Genomic DNA, 17,778 nt, shown 5'->3' with positions numbered 1-17,778 from the left:
GGGTTTGTTTTGACGGCTCAGGTACTTAACCTTAGAAAGTTCAGGAAAGAGCGTAAACGCGCCAACAAAGAACAACAAGCTCAAGAAAACCGTATTCGCTTCGGCCGCTCCAAAATTCAGGAAAACGTCACGTCAAAAGCGAATGAAAAAGCCTTTCAGGCTTTGAACGGGCACCGGCTGGAAAAAGCCGTACCTACGAAAACTTCCGAACAACATTTGAAGAAAAATGACCCTGATTAAGCGCTCGATAACGCTTCATGGGCACCGGACGAGCATCGCGCTGGAGCCGGAGTTCTGGGAGGGGCTACAACTCCTTGCAACTTCAAAGAGCCTGAATCTCACCAGAACAGTTGCTATAATCGACGACCAAAGGGACCCAGAGGCAAGTCTTTCAAGTTGCATCCGCGTAGCTATACTCGATTTTTATAGGAATAAGGTGAAACTTCTGGAGAGGCCGGAGGCCAGTTTAGTTGAGCTGGATAATGCGCCCACCGGGGAGTTCACGAAACCGTAGTGTTTTTCGAGGAACCGGAGGCTTTGATTTTGGCACTCCGACTTTAGGCGTCAATCCAGCATCACCCTGATAATAGTTATAGTGAAAATCATCGTCTCCTGGTGCAACAAGAATTTGCTCACGACCAGATCGTTTTAAAGGCGGCAAATCCCGAACACTGTCAGGCAAAACGGTCCTTTCGCTGTGTGGCCCAACAGTTATAGGCGGGGCAAGTTCCGGCAAGTCGTTATCGTTGGCAGCTGTTCCCTGCACGGCTCCCTCCCCGTCCTGAGGCGCACGGTTTATTGCCCTCTCAACCGTCGCAAGAAAAGAACCGATACCATCATCTCGTTGTGCTTCTTGCTCTTGCACTGGAAGCTCCGTGACCTTTTGACCCTCAGACACACTAACGCCTGAGCTCTGTGCTGGAGCAGCCTTTTGAGACAAAACATCCTGCCCGCCCTCGCCCACCAGAGGTTGGTTCTTTTGCTCCTGTTCCAGTCTATTTCTCTGCCTCTCAAGAAGCTGCAGTTCCCTTCTAGCAGCGTCTTCCAGTTCCAGCTCTCTGAGGCGTTCGTTTTCTTCCTGTTCCCGCTTTAACTGCCGGACAAGCCGCTCCTGCTCAGCGATCTTTTCCTGTTCGACTTCAATACGTTTCACATTTTGTTCGATAGCACGTAAATTCAAATAGGATTCAAAAGGCCCGACATCCAGAGAGCGAGAAGTCCCCTTAACATCGCCAGAGAAAATAAGGGAAATTTGCGGTGTCGCACTCACGCGCTCTTCATCGAACCTCTCCTTTTTCAAGGAAATGTCTGTATTGGCACTCAAATCCTGAAGGTTAATGGTGGTAGACGCGGACATGGTCAGCCCCTCAACATCCATCGTGATATTGCGCGCCCGCATCCGACCGGAAGTAATGGACAGATTCCCCTCTATCGCTTGGTAATCCAGATTTCCATTCTCCAGATGTTTTTCAACTTCTTGTAGTAACGCGCCTTCGTTAATTTCGAGCCCTCGGTCAACCTGTGCAATCACCAAATCAAATACCTGCGGGTTCAGGCCGCGGATCTCGCCGGAAGACAGGGTAAAGCTTCCACTTCCAGAGAGACTGGAGAGGATCGCGGCGACAGATCTACCACTTCCCTCCATCTCTGCAACGACGTCCAGATCACCCGTCATGACGGCACGTCCCTGCCTTACCAAGGACACCTCCTCAACAGCAGCATCCGCAAGTTTGAAGTGCGTAGAAAATGCAGCTTGCTCGCCAAATCTGGAGATTTGAAGCCCCCCAGAAAGGGTGCCACCGGCAAACGCTCCAGTCGCATCTTCCAAAAACAGTCCGGAGGGGCGAAGAGACAACTGGCCGGAAACATCTTGAGCGTCCCAAGCATCAGTAAGTTGAAACTGATCAGCGCTCACATCAATCTTCACATTGAAGCTGTCCAGCATAGAGGTGCCCAGCGGGGTTTCTGGCCATTGACCAGTGCTGGTCAGTTCGTTTTCCCAAACTCCGCCTCCAAGCGCCAAACTGCTAAGGGTCTTGAGGTCCAGTTTGGAAAGCGCCAGATTTCCGTTTCCTTTCAACTGGCCATCCCCGGTAAACGCTCCTGCGAGCTCTCCGCTCAACGCCGTATTTCCCAGCTCTCCCGTCAACTCTTCAAGCTGGAACTTTCCGCCCTGACCTTGGGCGGTAAAACGCAAATTGGCAGAAGAACTATCAAAAAGAACAGGCAGCTGATGTCCAAACATGAGTGCCAGCGGCTGTATGTCTTGCGCTACAAATTCACCGGACCCCGACCATTTCAGCCCTTGTTTGTCCAGTAGTTTGAATTTACCCTGAGACTTGAGCTGCGCACCCGCAAGCTTGCTGTTAAACCCAAAGGATACTTCTTTTCGAGGAACCCCGTTCAGTACCAGCTGGATGTGCCCGGCCTCCAGCTGGTCGATGGGAAGAACTTCAACACCCAGCTGTCTCAAAAGACGCCCACTATCGGCTCCAGCCAGATAAACTTCCGCCCGCACATCACTGCTGCCAAGTTCATCCACTCGTCCCGAAAGGTGTCCGGTTACGTCCAGATCACTAAGCCCCGTTTGGCCGAAAATATTGAGAGAAACATCTGTAACGCCGCCATCCGCATAGGCTTCAAGTGCCCCTTGTAAGTTCACAGGTGCCAGCGCCGGCGCTGCTCGAGCCAGTTGCTGAACAAGAGCGCTATCAGGAATGCTCTTTTTCAAGACATTCACAACACCGTTCAAAGAGGTCGCTTGCAGCGTACCGTTCAAGTCTCCCGAAGGTGTTGTCGAGAGGTTTTCAATCTTTCCAGACCCAGTGAGATAAGCACCAGCAAAGTCTCTCACCCTGAGCTGTTCAAGCATCAAGGTGTCATCTTTTAAGTCAGCCTGCACAACGACACTTTTCGCAGATACCCCTTCAACAATAAGAGCATCTGTAAACACCCGCAAGGACAGGTCCTGACTGCTCAAAGACAGGCTATCCCCCGCAAATGCTTGAGTGTATTTCTGGAGCTGATTTACGTCCAGACGGTCCGTATCCACGTCCACACTCAAAAGAGGAGTTTTCCCCGAATGCCAATCATAGGCCACGCGCCCGACTGTTTTTTTCCCATCCACTTCCAAGCGCATATTATTGAAGGCCAAGGCCCGCTCATCAACATTCAACCGCCCTTCAAGTTTCACAGAATCCAGCCGTTCAAGCTTTCCCTTGTTCGAACCACGCAGCCACCCCGCAAGTTTTTGAGGCACTCTGGAGTTTAAAACCACTTGTCCGCGATAAGCTTTCTCAACCCCCAACTTGAGCGTTCCAGTTGTTTCAAACTTGCTTCCTCCGGGAAGCAAACCGGTAAACCGCTCTAGTTTCCAACCCGAGGAAACTGCAGAAAGTCTCATATCAAAGTCGGAGAGCACACTCCCCCCCAGAACCATTGAAGGAACTTCCACATGAACCCTACCGTTTCTTTGGGAAATCGGTACAAGATCCAGTAGTGTGGTCAATTTTGTGCGCGCAACGGAGATATCAAGCGGATCTTGCGGACCTCCAGCAAACATCCTGTCCAGATCAACCTGCTTGAATTTGACAGAAGCATCGAAGTCCGGATCGCGGGTAAAGTTCACCAGCAAGCGGCCTTGGGCAGAGAGTGGGCGCACTTGGGAGCCCAAAAGAATTTCGCTTTCATCCACACTCAGCTGCTCGGAACTTAACCGAAAGTGCCCACTGGCCGACCAACTGTCTTTAGTGTCTCCATCGCTGACAATAGAGCGGACAATCCCTGCCCCGTCATAAACTGGCTGCCGGTCTTCATGGGAGATATTCCCGTCCAGCGCAAACTCCACCGGTAGAGATGCCGGAGATATCTGGGTTTTCACGCGAATTCGGCCACTATCCTCCCAGCGGCCACTTGCAACACGCAAAGTATAGGGAACTCCGTCAACCGTGAGGGCCCCATCTGCCTTATAAGGACCTTCCAGCGAACGGGCACTCAGCAACATATTGGCATTGGTTGCACGATAGGTTTTTCCGGTTCGCGCATCCGTCACGCTCGCCTTTCCGCCAATCACCTCCACCCTGTCAAACACGAAGGAAGACGGGTCAATATCGGAAAAATACGTTTGTCTTGGAGGTTTTTGTAAAATATCAAGGCGGCCAAATTCGTCCAAAGACGTGCGCAGGTCCGGCTTGTCCAGAACCATATCCAGCACGCGAAACTTGCCTTGCAATAATGGAGGAATTTCTATTTTTCCGGAAAATCGGGAGATCACCAGAAGCGGGTCTTCACTTTGTCCCACCCGTACATCGGAGAAGGACACCCGCGGCGTGGGCAGCAGGCTGATATCCACATCACCCAAAATGGTGACCTCGTGTCCCAGAACCCGCTCGGCATAACGTTCATAAACAGCCCTGTAGTCTGACCAGTCTATAAACATAGGTGCGAAAAGTGCTGCCACCAGCAACACAATCAAAGTCGTTCCAATACCAATGAAAACCGAATTCAACAATGCACTCCTTCAGGGCGCACGCCAGCCCTAAAGACCAGCGCTACAGCGTAGAAACAAATCATGTATGATGCCCACGTATTCCAATAGATATGGTGCCCCTTTGGGCAGGGCCTTGGCAATGTTGCAACACCAATTTTTATGTGTTTTTCGCCCAAATTTCGCAGGATTTTTATAATCGCACTCGAATTCGGCCAATAAATGGCTTCTCAATAAGGGAATACACCTAAACCCAATCAAATTAAGGGTTCCGGCCTAACTCAAGGTCCTATGTGTAAATGCCAATACCATCTAAACATTTATCGAGTAAACAGGGGGAATCCCTAATATATATCAGATGATGTTTGGAGAATCTCTCCAAAGGGTTGTATTGAGATAATCATCACTGGTCTCCTTAGATTACTCCTAAAGAGGCGAATGATCGTTTACCTCACTGCTCATAGTTTTCAAGTATATTGATAAGCATGTCTCGATCCGTTCACTCATTGCGAAAATTCCCATTGCTTCTACGCGGTTTGAGAATAATGCGCAGGCTCACCAGTTTACTGCGCAACTGGGTCGAGCCCAACCTTCGTGTTTTTACCTCCAACAAGCTTCCTCTTGTTTGGGCACAAGCGATCTTTGTGGGGGCAACTGTTGCCATTGCAGCCATATTGTTTCGTATTCTAATTGGCTTGGTCCAGTGGACATGGCTAGGTTCCTTGTCTGAGCGGGTCGCAGGGCCAGCCTCTCATCTGCCGTGGTATGTGGTCCTTCTTGCTCCAGCCTGTGGTGGACTAATCGTCGGCATTCTTCTTCAAACCATTCAATGGAAGCAGCGTACAGGCGGTGTGGCAGATGCGATCGAAGCTCGGGTAAAGGGCGGAAAAGGTTTGCCATTCTGGCCCGGAATATCCTCCGCGATCATAACAATCATTTCCCTAGGTTCCGGCGCCAGTGCAGGCCGCGAGGGGCCCGTGGTTCATCTGGGCGCTACCCTTGGCACAGCTTTGAGCAACAAGCTCAAAATCTCCGATGCATCACGGCGCATTCTACTGGCTTGTGGTGTCGCCACGGCCGTATCCGCAAGCTTCAATGCCCCCATTGCAGGCGTGCTGTTCGCCCATGAAGTCATCTTGGGGCACTATGCCCTTACAGCATTTGTGCCCATTGTTCTGGCCTCAGCAGTAGGCACCTTGTTTTCGTGGTCCTATTTTGGAAACTCGGTCGCCTTTATTATTCCAGATTACGGCATTGCATCCTATTGGGAATTTCCAGCGTTTGCACTGCTGGGTCTCACATGCGCCGCAGTTGCTATTTTATTCCAGTTTACCTTGATCGGTACGGACTGGATCGCCAGAAACATCAATATACCTCTCTGGAGCAGGCCCATTATCGGCGGCCTTCTGGTTGGCGCCATTGCTCTCATTTTCCCTCAAGTCCTCGGCGTCGGCTATGACACCACCGATCGGGCCTTGAATTCCAGTCTACCCCTCTGGCTGATGCTCAGCTTGATTTTTGTGAAAACAGCTGCAACGGCAATCACCCTTGCCTCCCGTTTTGGTGGGGGAATTTTCTCGCCTACTCTCTATCTGGGAGCCCTGACGGGTGGCTCTTTTGGCCTTATCGCTGCAAATCTTTCACCAGAGCTGGCATCCAGTTATGGCCTCTACGCCATTTTGGGTATGGGGGCGGTGGCAGCGGCCGTTCTGGGAGCCCCCTTCTCCACGACGATGATCGTGTTCGAGCTTACAGGCGGTTACGCCCTGTCCATCGCCCTTCTCATGTGCGTATCAATTGCCGCTGGTTTAACACAGGCAGTACATGGACGCTCCTACTTCCAGTGGCAACTTCAAATGCGGGGTATCATGATGCAGGACGGGCCGCATAAATGGCTTGTGCGTATCGTAAACGTGGCCGACTTTGCCGATCCGCTCGAGACAAATGCCGACAGAGACTTTGACAGCACAAGCGACCTTCCCTTCCTTTGGTCTGATCAGACACTGGAGCAGGCTCTCGTGTGCTTTGACAAAACAGGTAAGGAAATCCTGCCCGTCATTGACAAGGCAGACCCGAACATGATCATCGGCACCGCAACACACGTCAAAGCCTTACGGTACTTCAACAGTGCTCTTATCAAGGCTAATGAGGAAGAACACCGCTAGCCACTCACCTGCCAAATCGCGAGAAACAACGTCCAACCTCCAGCATATTGGGAAGAACAGGAAATGCCAAAGACTTCAGGAGACGCTAGATTGCGCCCCGTTTTGACGGGTAAAAGCACAACCTCACCTAAAAAATAACGCCTAGCGACATTTTCTATTGCGATTTAAGGACCCAACGAGTAGGGATTCGGGCCTACTCAAATCGATATGAATATATCTTCTGTATAGAGTTTTAAAATCCCCATGGCTTTCATCACACAAGCGCAGTCAAGGCAGCCCGCCCTTACTTTTAATGACGGAATTTTGACTATTCTTCCGCTTCTCGTCGCTGTTCTGCCCATTGGTTTTCTCTGTGGTGCCCTCGCAGTTCAAAAAGGGCTCACTCCTTTGGAAATCACATTTATGAGCGCAACAGTTTTTGCCGGAGCCTCTCAATTTGTAGCGCTGGATTTATGGGCGGAACCGCTTCCATGGTTCACAATCATCATTTCTTCATTTCTGGTGAATATGCGGCATGTTCTAATGGGAGCATCCTTTGCTCCAAAGCTGCCCCATATTAAAGGTCGTCGCCTCTATGGAAACTTCTTCCTGCTGACGGACGAACTGTGGGCGCTGTGTGAGCGCAAAGCCTTGACCCACAAAATCAGCACTCCCTACATTGTAGGGATCGGCATCCCCATGTATGTGAGTTGGGTGAGCACGACCTTTTTTGGGGCATATCTTGGCGCAATTCTGGGAGACCCAGCTGAATACGGTCTGGATTTCGCCTTTACGGCGCTCTTCATTTATTTGGTTTTGGGATTTTGGAATAGCTATAGAACCGGTCTTGTCATTGCTGCCAGCGGCATAACCGCTGTTCTAGTCTACAAGGTTTTACCGGGGGCTTGGTACATCATCGCCGGATCCCTTGCCGGAATGGTAGTTGCAGCACTTCTTCCTCAAGAAGAGAAGACCCACAACGGCAATGAGGGAGAGCACAATGCCTGAGGCTTGGTATTTCATAGAAACAACTACGCTTCTAACAATCCTTGCTATGGCAGTGGGAACATATGTCACCCGTATTGGAGGTATTGTTCTGGTGCGCTTCTTCACGCTGTCAGGTCGTATCGAGGCCGCTCTTCAAGCGGTTCCTCCTGCCATTCTCATGGCAATTATCGCCCCCAAAGCTTTTGCGACCGGCCCTGAGGAAACCGTTGCCACAATTCTTACAGCCCTTGCCGCCATGAAGCTCCCCTTACTACCTTCCATAGGCGTTGGTGTTGCAAGTCTCGCTATTATGCGTGCCTATCCTGTACTCTCATTTCTTTGATGACGGCTACTATCGCGTACCTTTGAAAAGGGGAAATCCTGTTTTCAAAGGTACGCGCAAACACAAAAAGGGAAAGGTCCGGAATTTTCAAGACTTTGCCCTCGTCTCCCGCCGTACGGCGGGTGTGCTGGCAAGCACCTCTCCCACAAAAACATGGCTTGGATCCTTACCTTTCCACTTAGCTGAAAGGTCCTGCCCCCTTAAGAAAATGAAGGCTTGATGGGATTTAACTAAGGGCAGTGACGCAAGGTCCAGCCCGACCCACGGCAGGAACGGGTTACGCCGCAAAGACCCGTAGAGCCCCATGCGGACACAAGGCCGCGTACTGACCCCGCGCGCATGAAAGCCGTGGGTGTCAGCTATCACCAGAGTATTAGCCGGAACAGTCATAGCAACAGGTTCCCCAAACCCCATTTCCCTCGCCTCTTCCATCGAGGTTCGAAATGAGCCCACCGCATGGAGAACATTTTGATGATGAGCCGCACTCAGGCTCTGCTCATATTCCCACTTTCTACGCCCATCTGTGAGCCTATGAGAGCCCGGAACATAAAGGAACGGCCCATCCTCCATCTCCACATCATCAAGAAACAGCCATGCTTTTGATGTAGGGTGAAAGGTGTCGCTATGCATTTGCGTTTGCGGGTCAGCCCGTTGCTCTTCCGGATTGGACAGTACCGTGTGCAGATAGACTATCGGGTTGCCGTTTGTTCCCGCAATATACCGCAGTCCCCCTTGAAAAACTGGATTCCAAACGGTTTTAGAAAGGGCTGGAGCCCCCTTCAGCACCGACGGTGGCAGGGGAATAAAACGGGTCACTGTGCGCCCCTGCTTCATTTCCCATGCAGGCATTTTGGTAGTATGAACTTCTGCCTTCATCCTTTGAAAAAGGTCATTAGGCAAAAACCTCTCAAGAGCCAAGTAGCCCTTTTCTTCAAAAAATTCACGATGATGTGGAGGAAGGAGATGGTGCATTCGTTTGCGCCGCCATGCGGCCATCTTCTCTGCCAGTTCCATACGCCTTACATGCAGGCCCCGCTCATTCAATCGGGGGCTGCCAATAAGCGGGTTTTTACGAAACGATTTTCCCCCAAGGGCAATATCGGCAAGCCAATAGGGCGATTTTAAAACATCCACAGTCTTCAAAGGCGCATCCTCCCGTTCAAGAGAATAGGAAAGCCCTGCGCCGTTGAATATTCGCAATACTAATGGGATTTAGAGTACATCGCGTTCATCGCATTCACGCTTTGCACTCTATATTTTGCATTTTGAGCAAATGCCTGTCGTTTGACTGAACCCAGTCAAACCGAACGCGCTCTAGGAAACCTGCCGCGTAGCCTCTTTCAACCAGGCAAGCGTTTCCCCTTCCACCAAGGGGCTGATTTCCTTCCAAACGCGTGCATGATAGCTATTCAGCCAGCCCAGCTCCTGTGTGCTCATAATGGATGTATCCACCAAGCGCAGGTCAAATGGAGCAAGGGTAAGCGCCTTGAACCCGAGCATTGGCCGATCCCCGCCTTCAATGTCCGCAGCTGATTGCACCAGTTCTAGGTTTTCAAGGCGAATGCCATATTCTCCTTCAAGATAGTACCCCGGTTCATTGGACAGGATCATTCCCGGCTCCAGCGCAACTTTGTTGCTGCGCTTGGAGATAGAGGCTGGCCCTTCGTGAACACTTAAATAAGATCCGACACCGTGTCCGGTCCCGTGATCATAATCAAGCCCTTCCTTCCATAAGGAAATGCGGGCCAGAGTGTCCAGTTGCGGCCCTGTTGTTCCGGCGGGAAAACGTGCGGTGGCAATGGCAATATGAGACTTAAGCACCAAGGTGAAGTGCTTTCTTTGCGTCTCGCTCACCGCGCCCACAGCAAGCGTGCGGGTAATGTCGGTTGTCCCGTCTTCATACTGCCCGCCAGAGTCAATCAGGTAAAGGCTATTGAGTTCAATGGGCCTGTCGGTTTCATGGGTGACACGATAATGAACAATAGCGCCATTGGGTCCCGATCCGGAGATCGTATCAAACGATATATCTTTGAGTTTCCCCGTATCACGGCGGCACTCTTCCAACTTCTGTGCCGCAATAATTTCACTCAAGGTTTCCGTGGATGCGTTTTTTTCAAACCAGCACAGGAAGTTGGCCATAGCTGCGCCATCACGTAGGTGGGCGGCCTTCGCCCCCTCTATCTCGGCGCTGTTTTTAATGGCCTTTGGCAAAAGCACAGGCTCCTGCCCTTCCACCACGCTTCCCCCGTTTTCGCAAATAGCATCATAAAGCGCTTGCCCTGCAAGGCTGGCGTCTACCAAGATCCGCTTTTTCTCAATGCCCAGAAAAGCCAGAGACTTCTTCAAATCCTGCGGCTCAAAAATATCGGCAAGATCAGTAAGTTCACTACGTACTTCGTTGGAAAGTTTGCGCCCGTCAATGAAAAGACTTGGCTTTCCAGCGGTCGGCAGAATAGCAAAAGACAGTGGAACCGGTGTCCGCTCTACATCCGCTCCGCGAATGTTGAAAAGCCACGCAATCGAATCCGGCTGGGTCAGTAAGGCCGCATCCGCCTCTTTGTCCTTCACCAATTCCTTGATACGAGTAATTTTGAGGGAGGCAGCTTCGCCCGCATAAGCAAGCGGGTGCAAAGACACCTGTCCGGTTGGAAGCGCGGGTTGGTCTTTCCACACCGCATCTATCGGGTTTAGGTCGACAGCAACCAGCTCGGCCCCCGCTGTTTCACAGGCAGCTTTCAACCTTCCTGTAGCTGTTACAGGGTGAAGCATGGGGTCATACCCAATCTTCATACCTTCTTTTGCATTGGCGCTGATCCATTTAAATACAGGCTCCTCAACCAAGTGCCTGTATTCAAAGCTATCACCATCAACCTGTTCACGCACCTGTATCGTATAGCGGCCATCTACAAAAACGGCGGCCTTATCAGCCATCACAACAGCCGCTCCGGCGGAGCCTGTAAACCCCGTCAGCCATTCAAGGCGACAATCGGCTTGCGCCATCTGTTCACCTTGATGGGCATCAGCATGGGGAACAAGAAAACCATCCAGCTTTCTGGTAGCAAGCTCTTGCCTCACAGCAGCAAGATGGATCGGGCCCTGTGTTTTTCTATTCGCAATATCGAATCTTTGAAACATCTTGGATGTTTTCCCCCAATTTGGAGCGGCTGAAACTCTGCCGCTCCTTAAAAAACTTGCCTAAAGTCTAACGGATCAGATCAGTTCTGGAAGTGGAAAACCATAGTGCACCGCACCATTTCCTGCATATTTGCATGAACTTATCCCTTCCTATGCAAAAAACGCAGAACTGACATGCAATCCTGTGACTTTTCATAGGGGCTCAGGGAAGGCATATAGCTGTTCATAGACACACTGCATCGCACCGAGCCGCTTCTCTCCCCATTTATTCGAAGCATGGCTCACCTCCTCCCAATGCGATGCAATATGTACTAGTTAAAAAATTGTCGAGCTGTTCTTCCTCCCAGAGCACGACATACAAAAACCTCTGCTTCTGAATGGCAGCGCTACTCCTCCCAATCAGCGCCCGCCTCCTCCCACAGAAGCGGGGGTTTTTCTTTTTCTCCCCCAGAAAACTACAACAGAAGAATTTAGTACCTCCCACTACTCACACCGGAGTAAGTGTCGGCCTGCTATCAACAGCCCCATGCTTTACCGGATGAAAAACTACAACCAACGGGTAGGTATAAAAGCGACCTCTGCTCTGAGCGCAGAACTGACATGCAAAACTATGCCTTTTCATAGGGGCTCAGGAAAGGCATATAGCTGTTCATAGACACACTGCATCGCACCGAGCCGCTTCTCTCCCCATTTTCGAAGCACGGTTCACCTCCTCCCAATGCGATGCAATATGTACTAGTAAAAATTGTCGAGCTGTTCTTCCTCCCAGAGCACGACATACAAAAACCTCTGCTTCTGAATGGCAGCGCTACTCCTCCCAAACAGCGCTGCCTCCTCCCACAGAAGCGGGGGTTTTTCTTTTTCCATCCTCAAAAAAGAATGACTTTCCACAGGGTGAAAAGCCTATAGCCGTGCCTGTTCACTAAAAAGGGCGCCAAAGGCGCCCCCATGTTGTTCATATGTCAGAGGTACGAAGCGTGAATGATGAACGCGACGTACTCTAAACGGCAACCGTTTTAATGCCTATGGCCGCCAGTTTCCGCGAACCAGTGTCAGAGTTAACCATCCGTCGATCTCACCCCGTTTCACAAGGCGGAACCCTTGTAGGCCATAGGCGGAGATAATCCGTGGTCCCTGCTCGGTGCGAAGGCCGGAGAGGACCAGCGTTGATTTTGGTGCCATCTGGGCCGAAAGAGCCGCAGACATCTGCATAAGCGGTTTTGCCAGAATATTGGCAACCGCCAGATCAAAAGGGCCATTTTCCGCAAAGCGGCGGTCAGAAACACCGGCAGCCGTGAATGCTTTTACAAGGGGACCAACGCCGTTTTTGCGGGCGTTATCAAAAGCTGCTTCCGTCGCGATCGGGTCAATGTCCGTTGCCAGCACTTCACGCTTGCTCAACATGGCCAGTGCAATGGCCAGAACTCCGGTCCCTGTACCCACATCCACCATGCGCTGGTATTCATTGCGCTTCAAAAGCCGGTCCAGCTCCATCAGGCAGCCTGCGGTAGTTCCATGGTGGCCGGTTCCAAAAGCCTGCGCTGCTTCAATTTCAATGGCCATATCGTGGGCTTGAACAGCATCACGGTCATGGGCCCCGTGAACCAGAAATCGACCAGCACGAACAGGTTTGAGCCCCTCAAGGGATTTGGCAACCCAGTTGATTTCCGGCAGGGCTTCCACTTCACTCTCTTGCGGGAGCTTTCCACCTTCCAAATGCGCACCAAGCCGTTCTTCCACAATCTGGCGTGCTTCATCTTCGGTGGATTCCAGAACAAGAACTTCAGCGGTCCAGATAGTCCCGTCTTTGGAACTTTCAAAAACGGCCACAGGAAATCCGTCATCCCCAAAGATCATCTCCATTTTATCGGAGAGTTCTTTTGCCTCTAATTCTGGTGCCGGAATTCTTACGCGAACTGTGGCCATTTTTTACTCCAAGATTGCTTGTTTGCCTTGGCATATAGCCTTGCGGGCCTGCGAACACCAGTAAAAAGAGGGGGCCAAAAATAAAGCCCCAGACTGCATAGAGTCTGAGGCTTTGGTCTTCTCAAAGTAGTGAACCGTTTTATTGAAACAGCCCACTGCTCTAACCTATTGTTTGGGCGCGTATCTTTAACCGAAAACCACCTTCCACTTCTCAGTGCTACGCTTTAGGCTCAAAGAAAAATCAGGCGGGATCTACAAACCCGTCCAGAACCTTCTTGAGACCCGCCTTTTCGAAGTCAACTGTGAGCTTATTACCCTCAATTGTCTCGATACGGCCATACCCGAATTTGAGGTGAAAAATACGCTCTCCCAGAGAAAAGGCAGAGGCCTCGGGGCTGATCGATTTGGCAACAACTTCCCCTTCAATGGTTTTTGGCCCAGCTCGCTGCGCGCGCCTGCTCTGGTTGCCGCCGTGATACTTGCCAGTCCCACGGCCACTTGCCTGCGCTTGTTGGGCCCGTTTCCACCCCGGGGTGGAATAGCTGTTGTTGAAGTGGTCTTGCCCGTCGAAGCGGCTGGCACCATAGCCTCCACCTGATCCCCGTTCGCCATAGCCCCCATAGGTGGAGTTCTGCTCCACAATTTCCACACTATCGGCGGGAAGTTCATCCAAAAACCGTGAGGGAATAGAGGATTGCCATGAGCCGTGAATACGCCGGTTGGAGGTGAACCAGATTTTCACCCGCTTGCGCCCGCGCGTTACGCCCACATAGGCAAGGCGGCGTTCCTCTTCCAAGCCCGCTTGCCCTGTCTCATCAAGTGCGCGCTGGTTAGGAAATACGCCCTCTTCCCAACCGGGAAGAAATACCGTGTCAAACTCCAGCCCCTTGGCGCTGTGCAAGGTCATAATGGAGACTTTGTCTTCCTGCGCATCATTATCCGTGTCCATCACCAAGGAGATATGCTCAAGAAAGCCCGCCATACTCTCAAACTCTTCCATGGAACGGACAAGCTCTTTCAGGTTATCCAACCGCCCAGGCGCTTCGGCAGAGCGGTCCTGACGCCACATCTGGGTATACCCACTCTCATCCAGAATGATCTCCGCAAGTTCCGTGTGGCTCATTGTGTCCAGCTGTAAACGCCAACTGTCAAAAAGATCCAGAACACCTTTCAAAGCGTTGCGTGCCTTGGGCCGCATTTCTTCTGTTTGTGTCAGCTCTGCAGCTGCCTGCATCAAGGGTATCTGGCTTTCACGGGCATATTCATGCACCAGTTTCAGCGTTGCCTCCCCCAAACCACGCTTTGGCTTGTTCACAATCCGCTCAAAGGCCAGATCATCGGTGGGGTGCATCATACAGCGGAAATAGGCCAGTGCATCACGAATTTCCATACGTTCATAAAACTTCGGACCACCGATAACCCGATAAGGCAGGCCTAGCGTCACAAACCGGTCTTCAAACTCACGCATCTGATAGGAGGCACGCACCAAAATAGCCATCTGGTTCAGATCATGCCCCTTAAGCTGAAGACTTTCGATCTCATCCCCAATGGCACGGGCCTCCTCTTGGGAATCCCAGGCAGAAGCAACACTCACCTTCTCTTCATCATCCCCCGTTTGATCGGTGAAGAGCGTTTTACCCAAGCGCCCCTGATTGTGGGAAATAAGATGGGACGCCGCCGAAAGAATATGGCTTGTGGAGCGGTAGTTGCGCTCAAGACGAATGACAACAGCACCGGCAAAATCCTGCTCGAAGCGCAGGATATTATCTACTTCCGCCCCGCGCCAGCCATAGATGGACTGGTCATCATCCCCCACACAGCACACATTGGAGTTCCCTTGAGCCAGCAAGCGAAGCCAGAGATATTGGGCGATGTTGGTATCTTGATACTCATCCACCAGCATATAACGGAAGCGGTGCTGATAGCTTTTCAAGACATCGCTGTGCTTTTGGAAGATGGTGATACAATGCAGTAGCAAATCACCGAAATCACAAGCGTTCAGGATGGACAGGCGTTCTTGATAAAGTTCATAGAGGCGCCGCCCCAGTCCATTGGCAAAGCCCTGCGCTTCTCCGGCCGACACTTTATCAGGCGTCAAGCCCCGGTTCTTCCAGCTATCAAGCAGACCTGCAAAGGTTTTGGCGGTCCAGCGTTTCTCATCCAGCCCTTCTGCCTTGATAATCTGCTTAATCAACCGCAGCTGGTCATCTGTATCCAGAATGGAAAACGAGGATTGCAGGCCAACGAGCTCTGCATTACGGCGCAGGATTTTCACACAAATAGCGTGGAATGTACCCAGCCAAGCCATACCTTCCACATTGCCGCCCACAAACGAACCGACCCGCTCTTTCATCTCGCGGGCGGCCTTATTGGTGAAGGTCACAGCCAGAATTTGACCCGGTGAGGCTTTCCCCATTGCTAGAATATGGGCAATACGCGTTGTAAGCACACGGGTTTTACCCGTTCCTGCTCCTGCCAGCACAAGAACAGGCCCGTCTATGGTTTCCACCGCCCGGCGCTGCTCGCTGTTCAAACCCTCCAGATAAGCAGGAGCGTTTGGCCGTCTTGCCGCCATGGCCCGCGCCGCTATTCCCCCTTCACGAGGCTGAGGGGTGGAGCTGTCAAACTGGGGGTCATGCGCTGCGCCTGTTTCAGGCAAGCGGGAAGAATTCGCCATAGGGCCTATCGCTTCTTTGGTCCACGCTGGCGGGAGGGGCCAGCTCGATTCATTATTTCTAAAGGAACAATATAGCAACAAAACGATGGAAGCGAGAGCCCCCCATAGCTCCTTCACACCCTATTATCCAAGACTACCTGTTTTTCTCTCTAAACTTTCCCATTCAGTTTCAGTGGAACTTAAGCATCTCCATATCCTGTCCTTGCCTCCAATAGCTCTCTTGTACAGGCTAAGTCAAAGAGCACCGCAGAACAAATACGTAGCTATAAAAGGTAGGTTCCAATGCTGCTTAATACGCCCTCTTTAACAAGTGAACTCAACAGAAGAGGTACACTTCTTGGATTATCATCACTCACCCTTGGCTCTCTACTTGCCGTAGCGGCAAAGGCGGATAGTACTGCCAACACAGCGCCAGATGCCTATATACCCAACACTTTAAAAATCGGTATGTTCTCTTTGGAAATAAGCCATATGGCAAAAACCAAGGCCGCCTCTGACAGAGTCCGCCAGTTTGCAGTGCTCGAAGAAGACGAGCAGGCAGCAGTTGGCAGCATCTTATTACCCATAATCAAACACGCACCAAAGCGGCCGGAAAATCTTGAGAAAACTTTTCAAGAACTTGAAAAAATGCAGTCCGGCCCCGCCTTTGACCAGCTCTACATAGAGACAGAAATTGCAGGACACCAAGCCCTACTGCCAATTCAGCGGCCTGAAGCAAAGCAGCCCTCTTCAACCCCTCAAGCAGCCTCAGCCAGAATATTGGTTGCCTTTATTCATAGCCATTTGTACATGCTGGCGCAGATTAAGAAGTCCCTGTAACCAAGCGCGGGTTTGGCAAGATCGGTGTACACGCGCAATGCGCCAAAGCCGATCATTTATCCAAGCCCTTTTTGCGCAGCTCCCGCCCCCACAAGCGCATGCGAATGGCTTCTGCCACCCGTGATAATTCTCCAATTTCATCACGCCGTTCCTGTTGCGGCACTTCAAAATAGGTCTTGCCCTTCGCCAGTTCACTCATGGACTTGAGAAGCCTGGCCATTGCCCCCGTAATGCCGGTCAGGCTGATGATGGAAAAGACAAGTACTGCAAAAATCAAGGTTATCGCAATCACGGTAACAGCCAGCAGCTGCTTTTGAAGTGTTGCCAACTGAGTGGCGGAGACCGCCTTGGCTCTTTCTGCGATTTCCTCGGAAAGGTGGTAAAGTTCATCCAGTCTTTCTGTTGCACTCTCGAACCATAAACTAGCCGTTATCCCTTTTGAGTTTTGGGTCTCTGGCAATTGGGAGAGGATAAGCCGATACACGTTAAAGTCCTGAAATTCTGGACTTTTTGTTACTCTCATCAAAATTTCCATCTGCGTTGGGGTGGCTGCCGCCTCAAATGCGCGCATGAAAACTTTTTCGGCACCCAGAGCTTCCAGCATAGGCATGAAAGCACGTTCCAATGGCCTTTCCGTATTCAGGCGATTGAGCAGATCAACCCCATATCCGCGCTCCAAGCCGCCAGCCTCGCGAAGCCCCACCAATTGTAAAAGTGGCAATAACTCCTGAGATATCTGGATAGAAGGGCTCGCCTCAGTTGCCATTGCCATAATCCGCATGAATACAACGACAATACGATTATAAAGGCCAACTGCCGTATTGGCAGAGACTTTTTTGTTTTGGACCAGCTCCCGCACTTTGGAAAGTTGCCCCGCCACTGCAAAAATAGGCTGAAGCCCTTTAAACTCTTCCGGATTATTTTTTTGCAGCAGCTGGACCAACGCCTCGAACTGCACCAGCTGGTCATCAATCTGCACCCGCAGACCTATCAGATTGCGGGCTTCCTCCCGTCCGTAGCGCGAGGAAATAAGCGCGCTAGTGAGGCTGCGCTCCAGCTGGATTTGATGGATCAAGTCATCCGCACTGTCGGAAAGCTCAATAACCGGACGCAAACGCTCATGCCGGTCCACTTGAGCGTAAACCGTATAAACAAGCCAACACGCAAAAACCAAAGCACATAAAAGGGGAACTGCTGTTAGCAATACGAGTTTGACCTGTAAAGAGCCTGCTTGTCCTATAGCGCCATCTCCTCAACTCAC

The 17,778-nt window shown here is 51.3% G+C and carries 12 protein-coding genes; 6 read left to right on the top strand and 6 right to left on the bottom strand.

Annotated elements, in window-relative coordinates; genetic code table 11:
- Positions 1 to 9 precede the first annotated feature (9 nt).
- Together P6574_RS04060 and P6574_RS04055 are read left to right on the top strand one after the other, a co-directional pair.
- Positions 10 to 240 carry a DUF4169 family protein gene (locus P6574_RS04060; protein ID WP_310619109.1) on the top strand — a complete coding sequence of 77 codons (231 nt, stop codon included), beginning with the start codon at positions 10 to 12 and terminating at the stop codon, positions 238 to 240.
- Positions 227 to 514 carry a ribbon-helix-helix domain-containing protein gene (locus tag P6574_RS04055; protein ID WP_310619108.1) on the top strand — a complete coding sequence of 96 codons (288 nt, stop codon included), beginning with the start codon at positions 227 to 229 and terminating at the stop codon, positions 512 to 514. Before P6574_RS04060 ends, P6574_RS04055 begins: the two co-directional genes overlap by 14 nt.
- Here P6574_RS04055 and P6574_RS04050 read toward each other — a convergent pair.
- Complete coding sequence (locus P6574_RS04050; protein ID WP_310619107.1) at positions 467 to 4,507, bottom strand: AsmA family protein; 4,041 nt, start codon at positions 4,505 to 4,507, stop codon at positions 467 to 469. The genes P6574_RS04055 and P6574_RS04050 overlap by 48 nt on opposite strands.
- 524 nt (positions 4,508 to 5,031) lie before the next feature.
- On the opposite strand from P6574_RS04050, the gene P6574_RS04045 reads away from it, so the two are divergent.
- From P6574_RS04045 to P6574_RS04035, 3 genes are all read left to right on the top strand, one after another.
- Positions 5,032 to 6,651, top strand: a complete 1,620-nt coding sequence (locus P6574_RS04045) for a chloride channel protein (RefSeq protein ID WP_310622101.1) — start codon at positions 5,032 to 5,034, stop codon at positions 6,649 to 6,651.
- 243 nt (positions 6,652 to 6,894) lie between these two features.
- On the top strand, positions 6,895 to 7,638 hold the full coding sequence (locus P6574_RS04040) for an AzlC family ABC transporter permease (protein ID WP_310619106.1): 744 nt from the start codon (positions 6,895 to 6,897) through the stop codon (positions 7,636 to 7,638).
- Positions 7,631 to 7,960 (top strand): AzlD family protein, encoded by a 330-nt coding sequence (locus tag P6574_RS04035; protein ID WP_310619105.1) that lies wholly within the window; start codon positions 7,631 to 7,633, stop codon positions 7,958 to 7,960. Before P6574_RS04040 ends, P6574_RS04035 begins: the two co-directional genes overlap by 8 nt.
- Positions 7,961 to 8,047: 87 nt before the next feature.
- Here the strand turns inward: P6574_RS04035 and P6574_RS04030 are convergent, their stop codons facing one another.
- The 4 genes from P6574_RS04030 to P6574_RS04015 form a co-directional block, all read right to left on the bottom strand.
- Positions 8,048 to 9,160, bottom strand: coding sequence for a phytanoyl-CoA dioxygenase family protein (locus P6574_RS04030; RefSeq protein WP_310619104.1), 1,113 nt, complete (start codon positions 9,158 to 9,160; stop codon positions 8,048 to 8,050).
- A gap of 114 nt (positions 9,161 to 9,274) precedes the next feature.
- Positions 9,275 to 11,095, bottom strand: coding sequence for an aminopeptidase P family protein (locus P6574_RS04025; protein WP_310619103.1), 1,821 nt, complete (start codon positions 11,093 to 11,095; stop codon positions 9,275 to 9,277).
- Positions 11,096 to 12,118: 1,023 nt separating this feature from the next.
- Positions 12,119 to 13,021 (bottom strand): 50S ribosomal protein L11 methyltransferase, encoded by a 903-nt coding sequence (locus P6574_RS04020; protein WP_310619102.1) that lies wholly within the window; start codon positions 13,019 to 13,021, stop codon positions 12,119 to 12,121.
- A 241-nt stretch (positions 13,022 to 13,262) separates the two neighbouring features.
- Positions 13,263 to 15,698 carry an ATP-dependent helicase gene (locus P6574_RS04015; RefSeq protein ID WP_310619101.1) on the bottom strand — a complete coding sequence of 812 codons (2,436 nt, stop codon included), beginning with the start codon at positions 15,696 to 15,698 and terminating at the stop codon, positions 13,263 to 13,265.
- Between the two features lie 282 nt (positions 15,699 to 15,980).
- Between P6574_RS04015 and P6574_RS04010 the strand changes: the two genes are divergently transcribed.
- Complete coding sequence (locus P6574_RS04010) at positions 15,981 to 16,517, top strand: DUF4142 domain-containing protein (protein WP_310619100.1); 537 nt, start codon at positions 15,981 to 15,983, stop codon at positions 16,515 to 16,517.
- A 52-nt stretch (positions 16,518 to 16,569) separates the two neighbouring features.
- Here the strand turns inward: P6574_RS04010 and P6574_RS04005 are convergent, their stop codons facing one another.
- Positions 16,570 to 17,721 carry a nitrate- and nitrite sensing domain-containing protein gene (locus tag P6574_RS04005; RefSeq protein ID WP_310619099.1) on the bottom strand — a complete coding sequence of 384 codons (1,152 nt, stop codon included), beginning with the start codon at positions 17,719 to 17,721 and terminating at the stop codon, positions 16,570 to 16,572.
- Positions 17,722 to 17,778 lie beyond the last annotated feature (57 nt).

This window comes from Pseudovibrio sp. M1P-2-3 (assembly GCF_031501865.1).
GTDB lineage: Bacteria > Pseudomonadota > Alphaproteobacteria > Rhizobiales > Stappiaceae > Pseudovibrio > Pseudovibrio corallicola.
Note: the sequence above shows the minus strand (reverse complement) of the source record. Positions and strands in the feature narration are given on the sequence as shown.

Bases quoted from the DNA above. Each gene is read 5' to 3' on its own strand.
- P6574_RS04025 (WP_310619103.1), bottom strand. From the start codon at position 11,095: ATGTTTCAAAGATTCGATATTGCGAATAGAAAAACACAGGGCCCGATC.
- P6574_RS04010 (WP_310619100.1), top strand. From the start codon at position 15,981: ATGCTGCTTAATACGCCCTCTTTAACAAGTGAACTCAACAGAAGAGGT.
- P6574_RS04045 (WP_310622101.1), top strand. From the start codon at position 5,032: ATGCGCAGGCTCACCAGTTTACTGCGCAACTGGGTCGAGCCCAACCTT.
- P6574_RS04040 (WP_310619106.1), top strand. From the start codon at position 6,895: ATGGCTTTCATCACACAAGCGCAGTCAAGGCAGCCCGCCCTTACTTTT.
- P6574_RS04035 (WP_310619105.1), top strand. From the start codon at position 7,631: ATGCCTGAGGCTTGGTATTTCATAGAAACAACTACGCTTCTAACAATC.
- P6574_RS04015 (WP_310619101.1), bottom strand. From the start codon at position 15,698: ATGGCGAATTCTTCCCGCTTGCCTGAAACAGGCGCAGCGCATGACCCC.
- P6574_RS04055 (WP_310619108.1), top strand. From the start codon at position 227: ATGACCCTGATTAAGCGCTCGATAACGCTTCATGGGCACCGGACGAGC.
- P6574_RS04020 (WP_310619102.1), bottom strand. From the start codon at position 13,021: ATGGCCACAGTTCGCGTAAGAATTCCGGCACCAGAATTAGAGGCAAAA.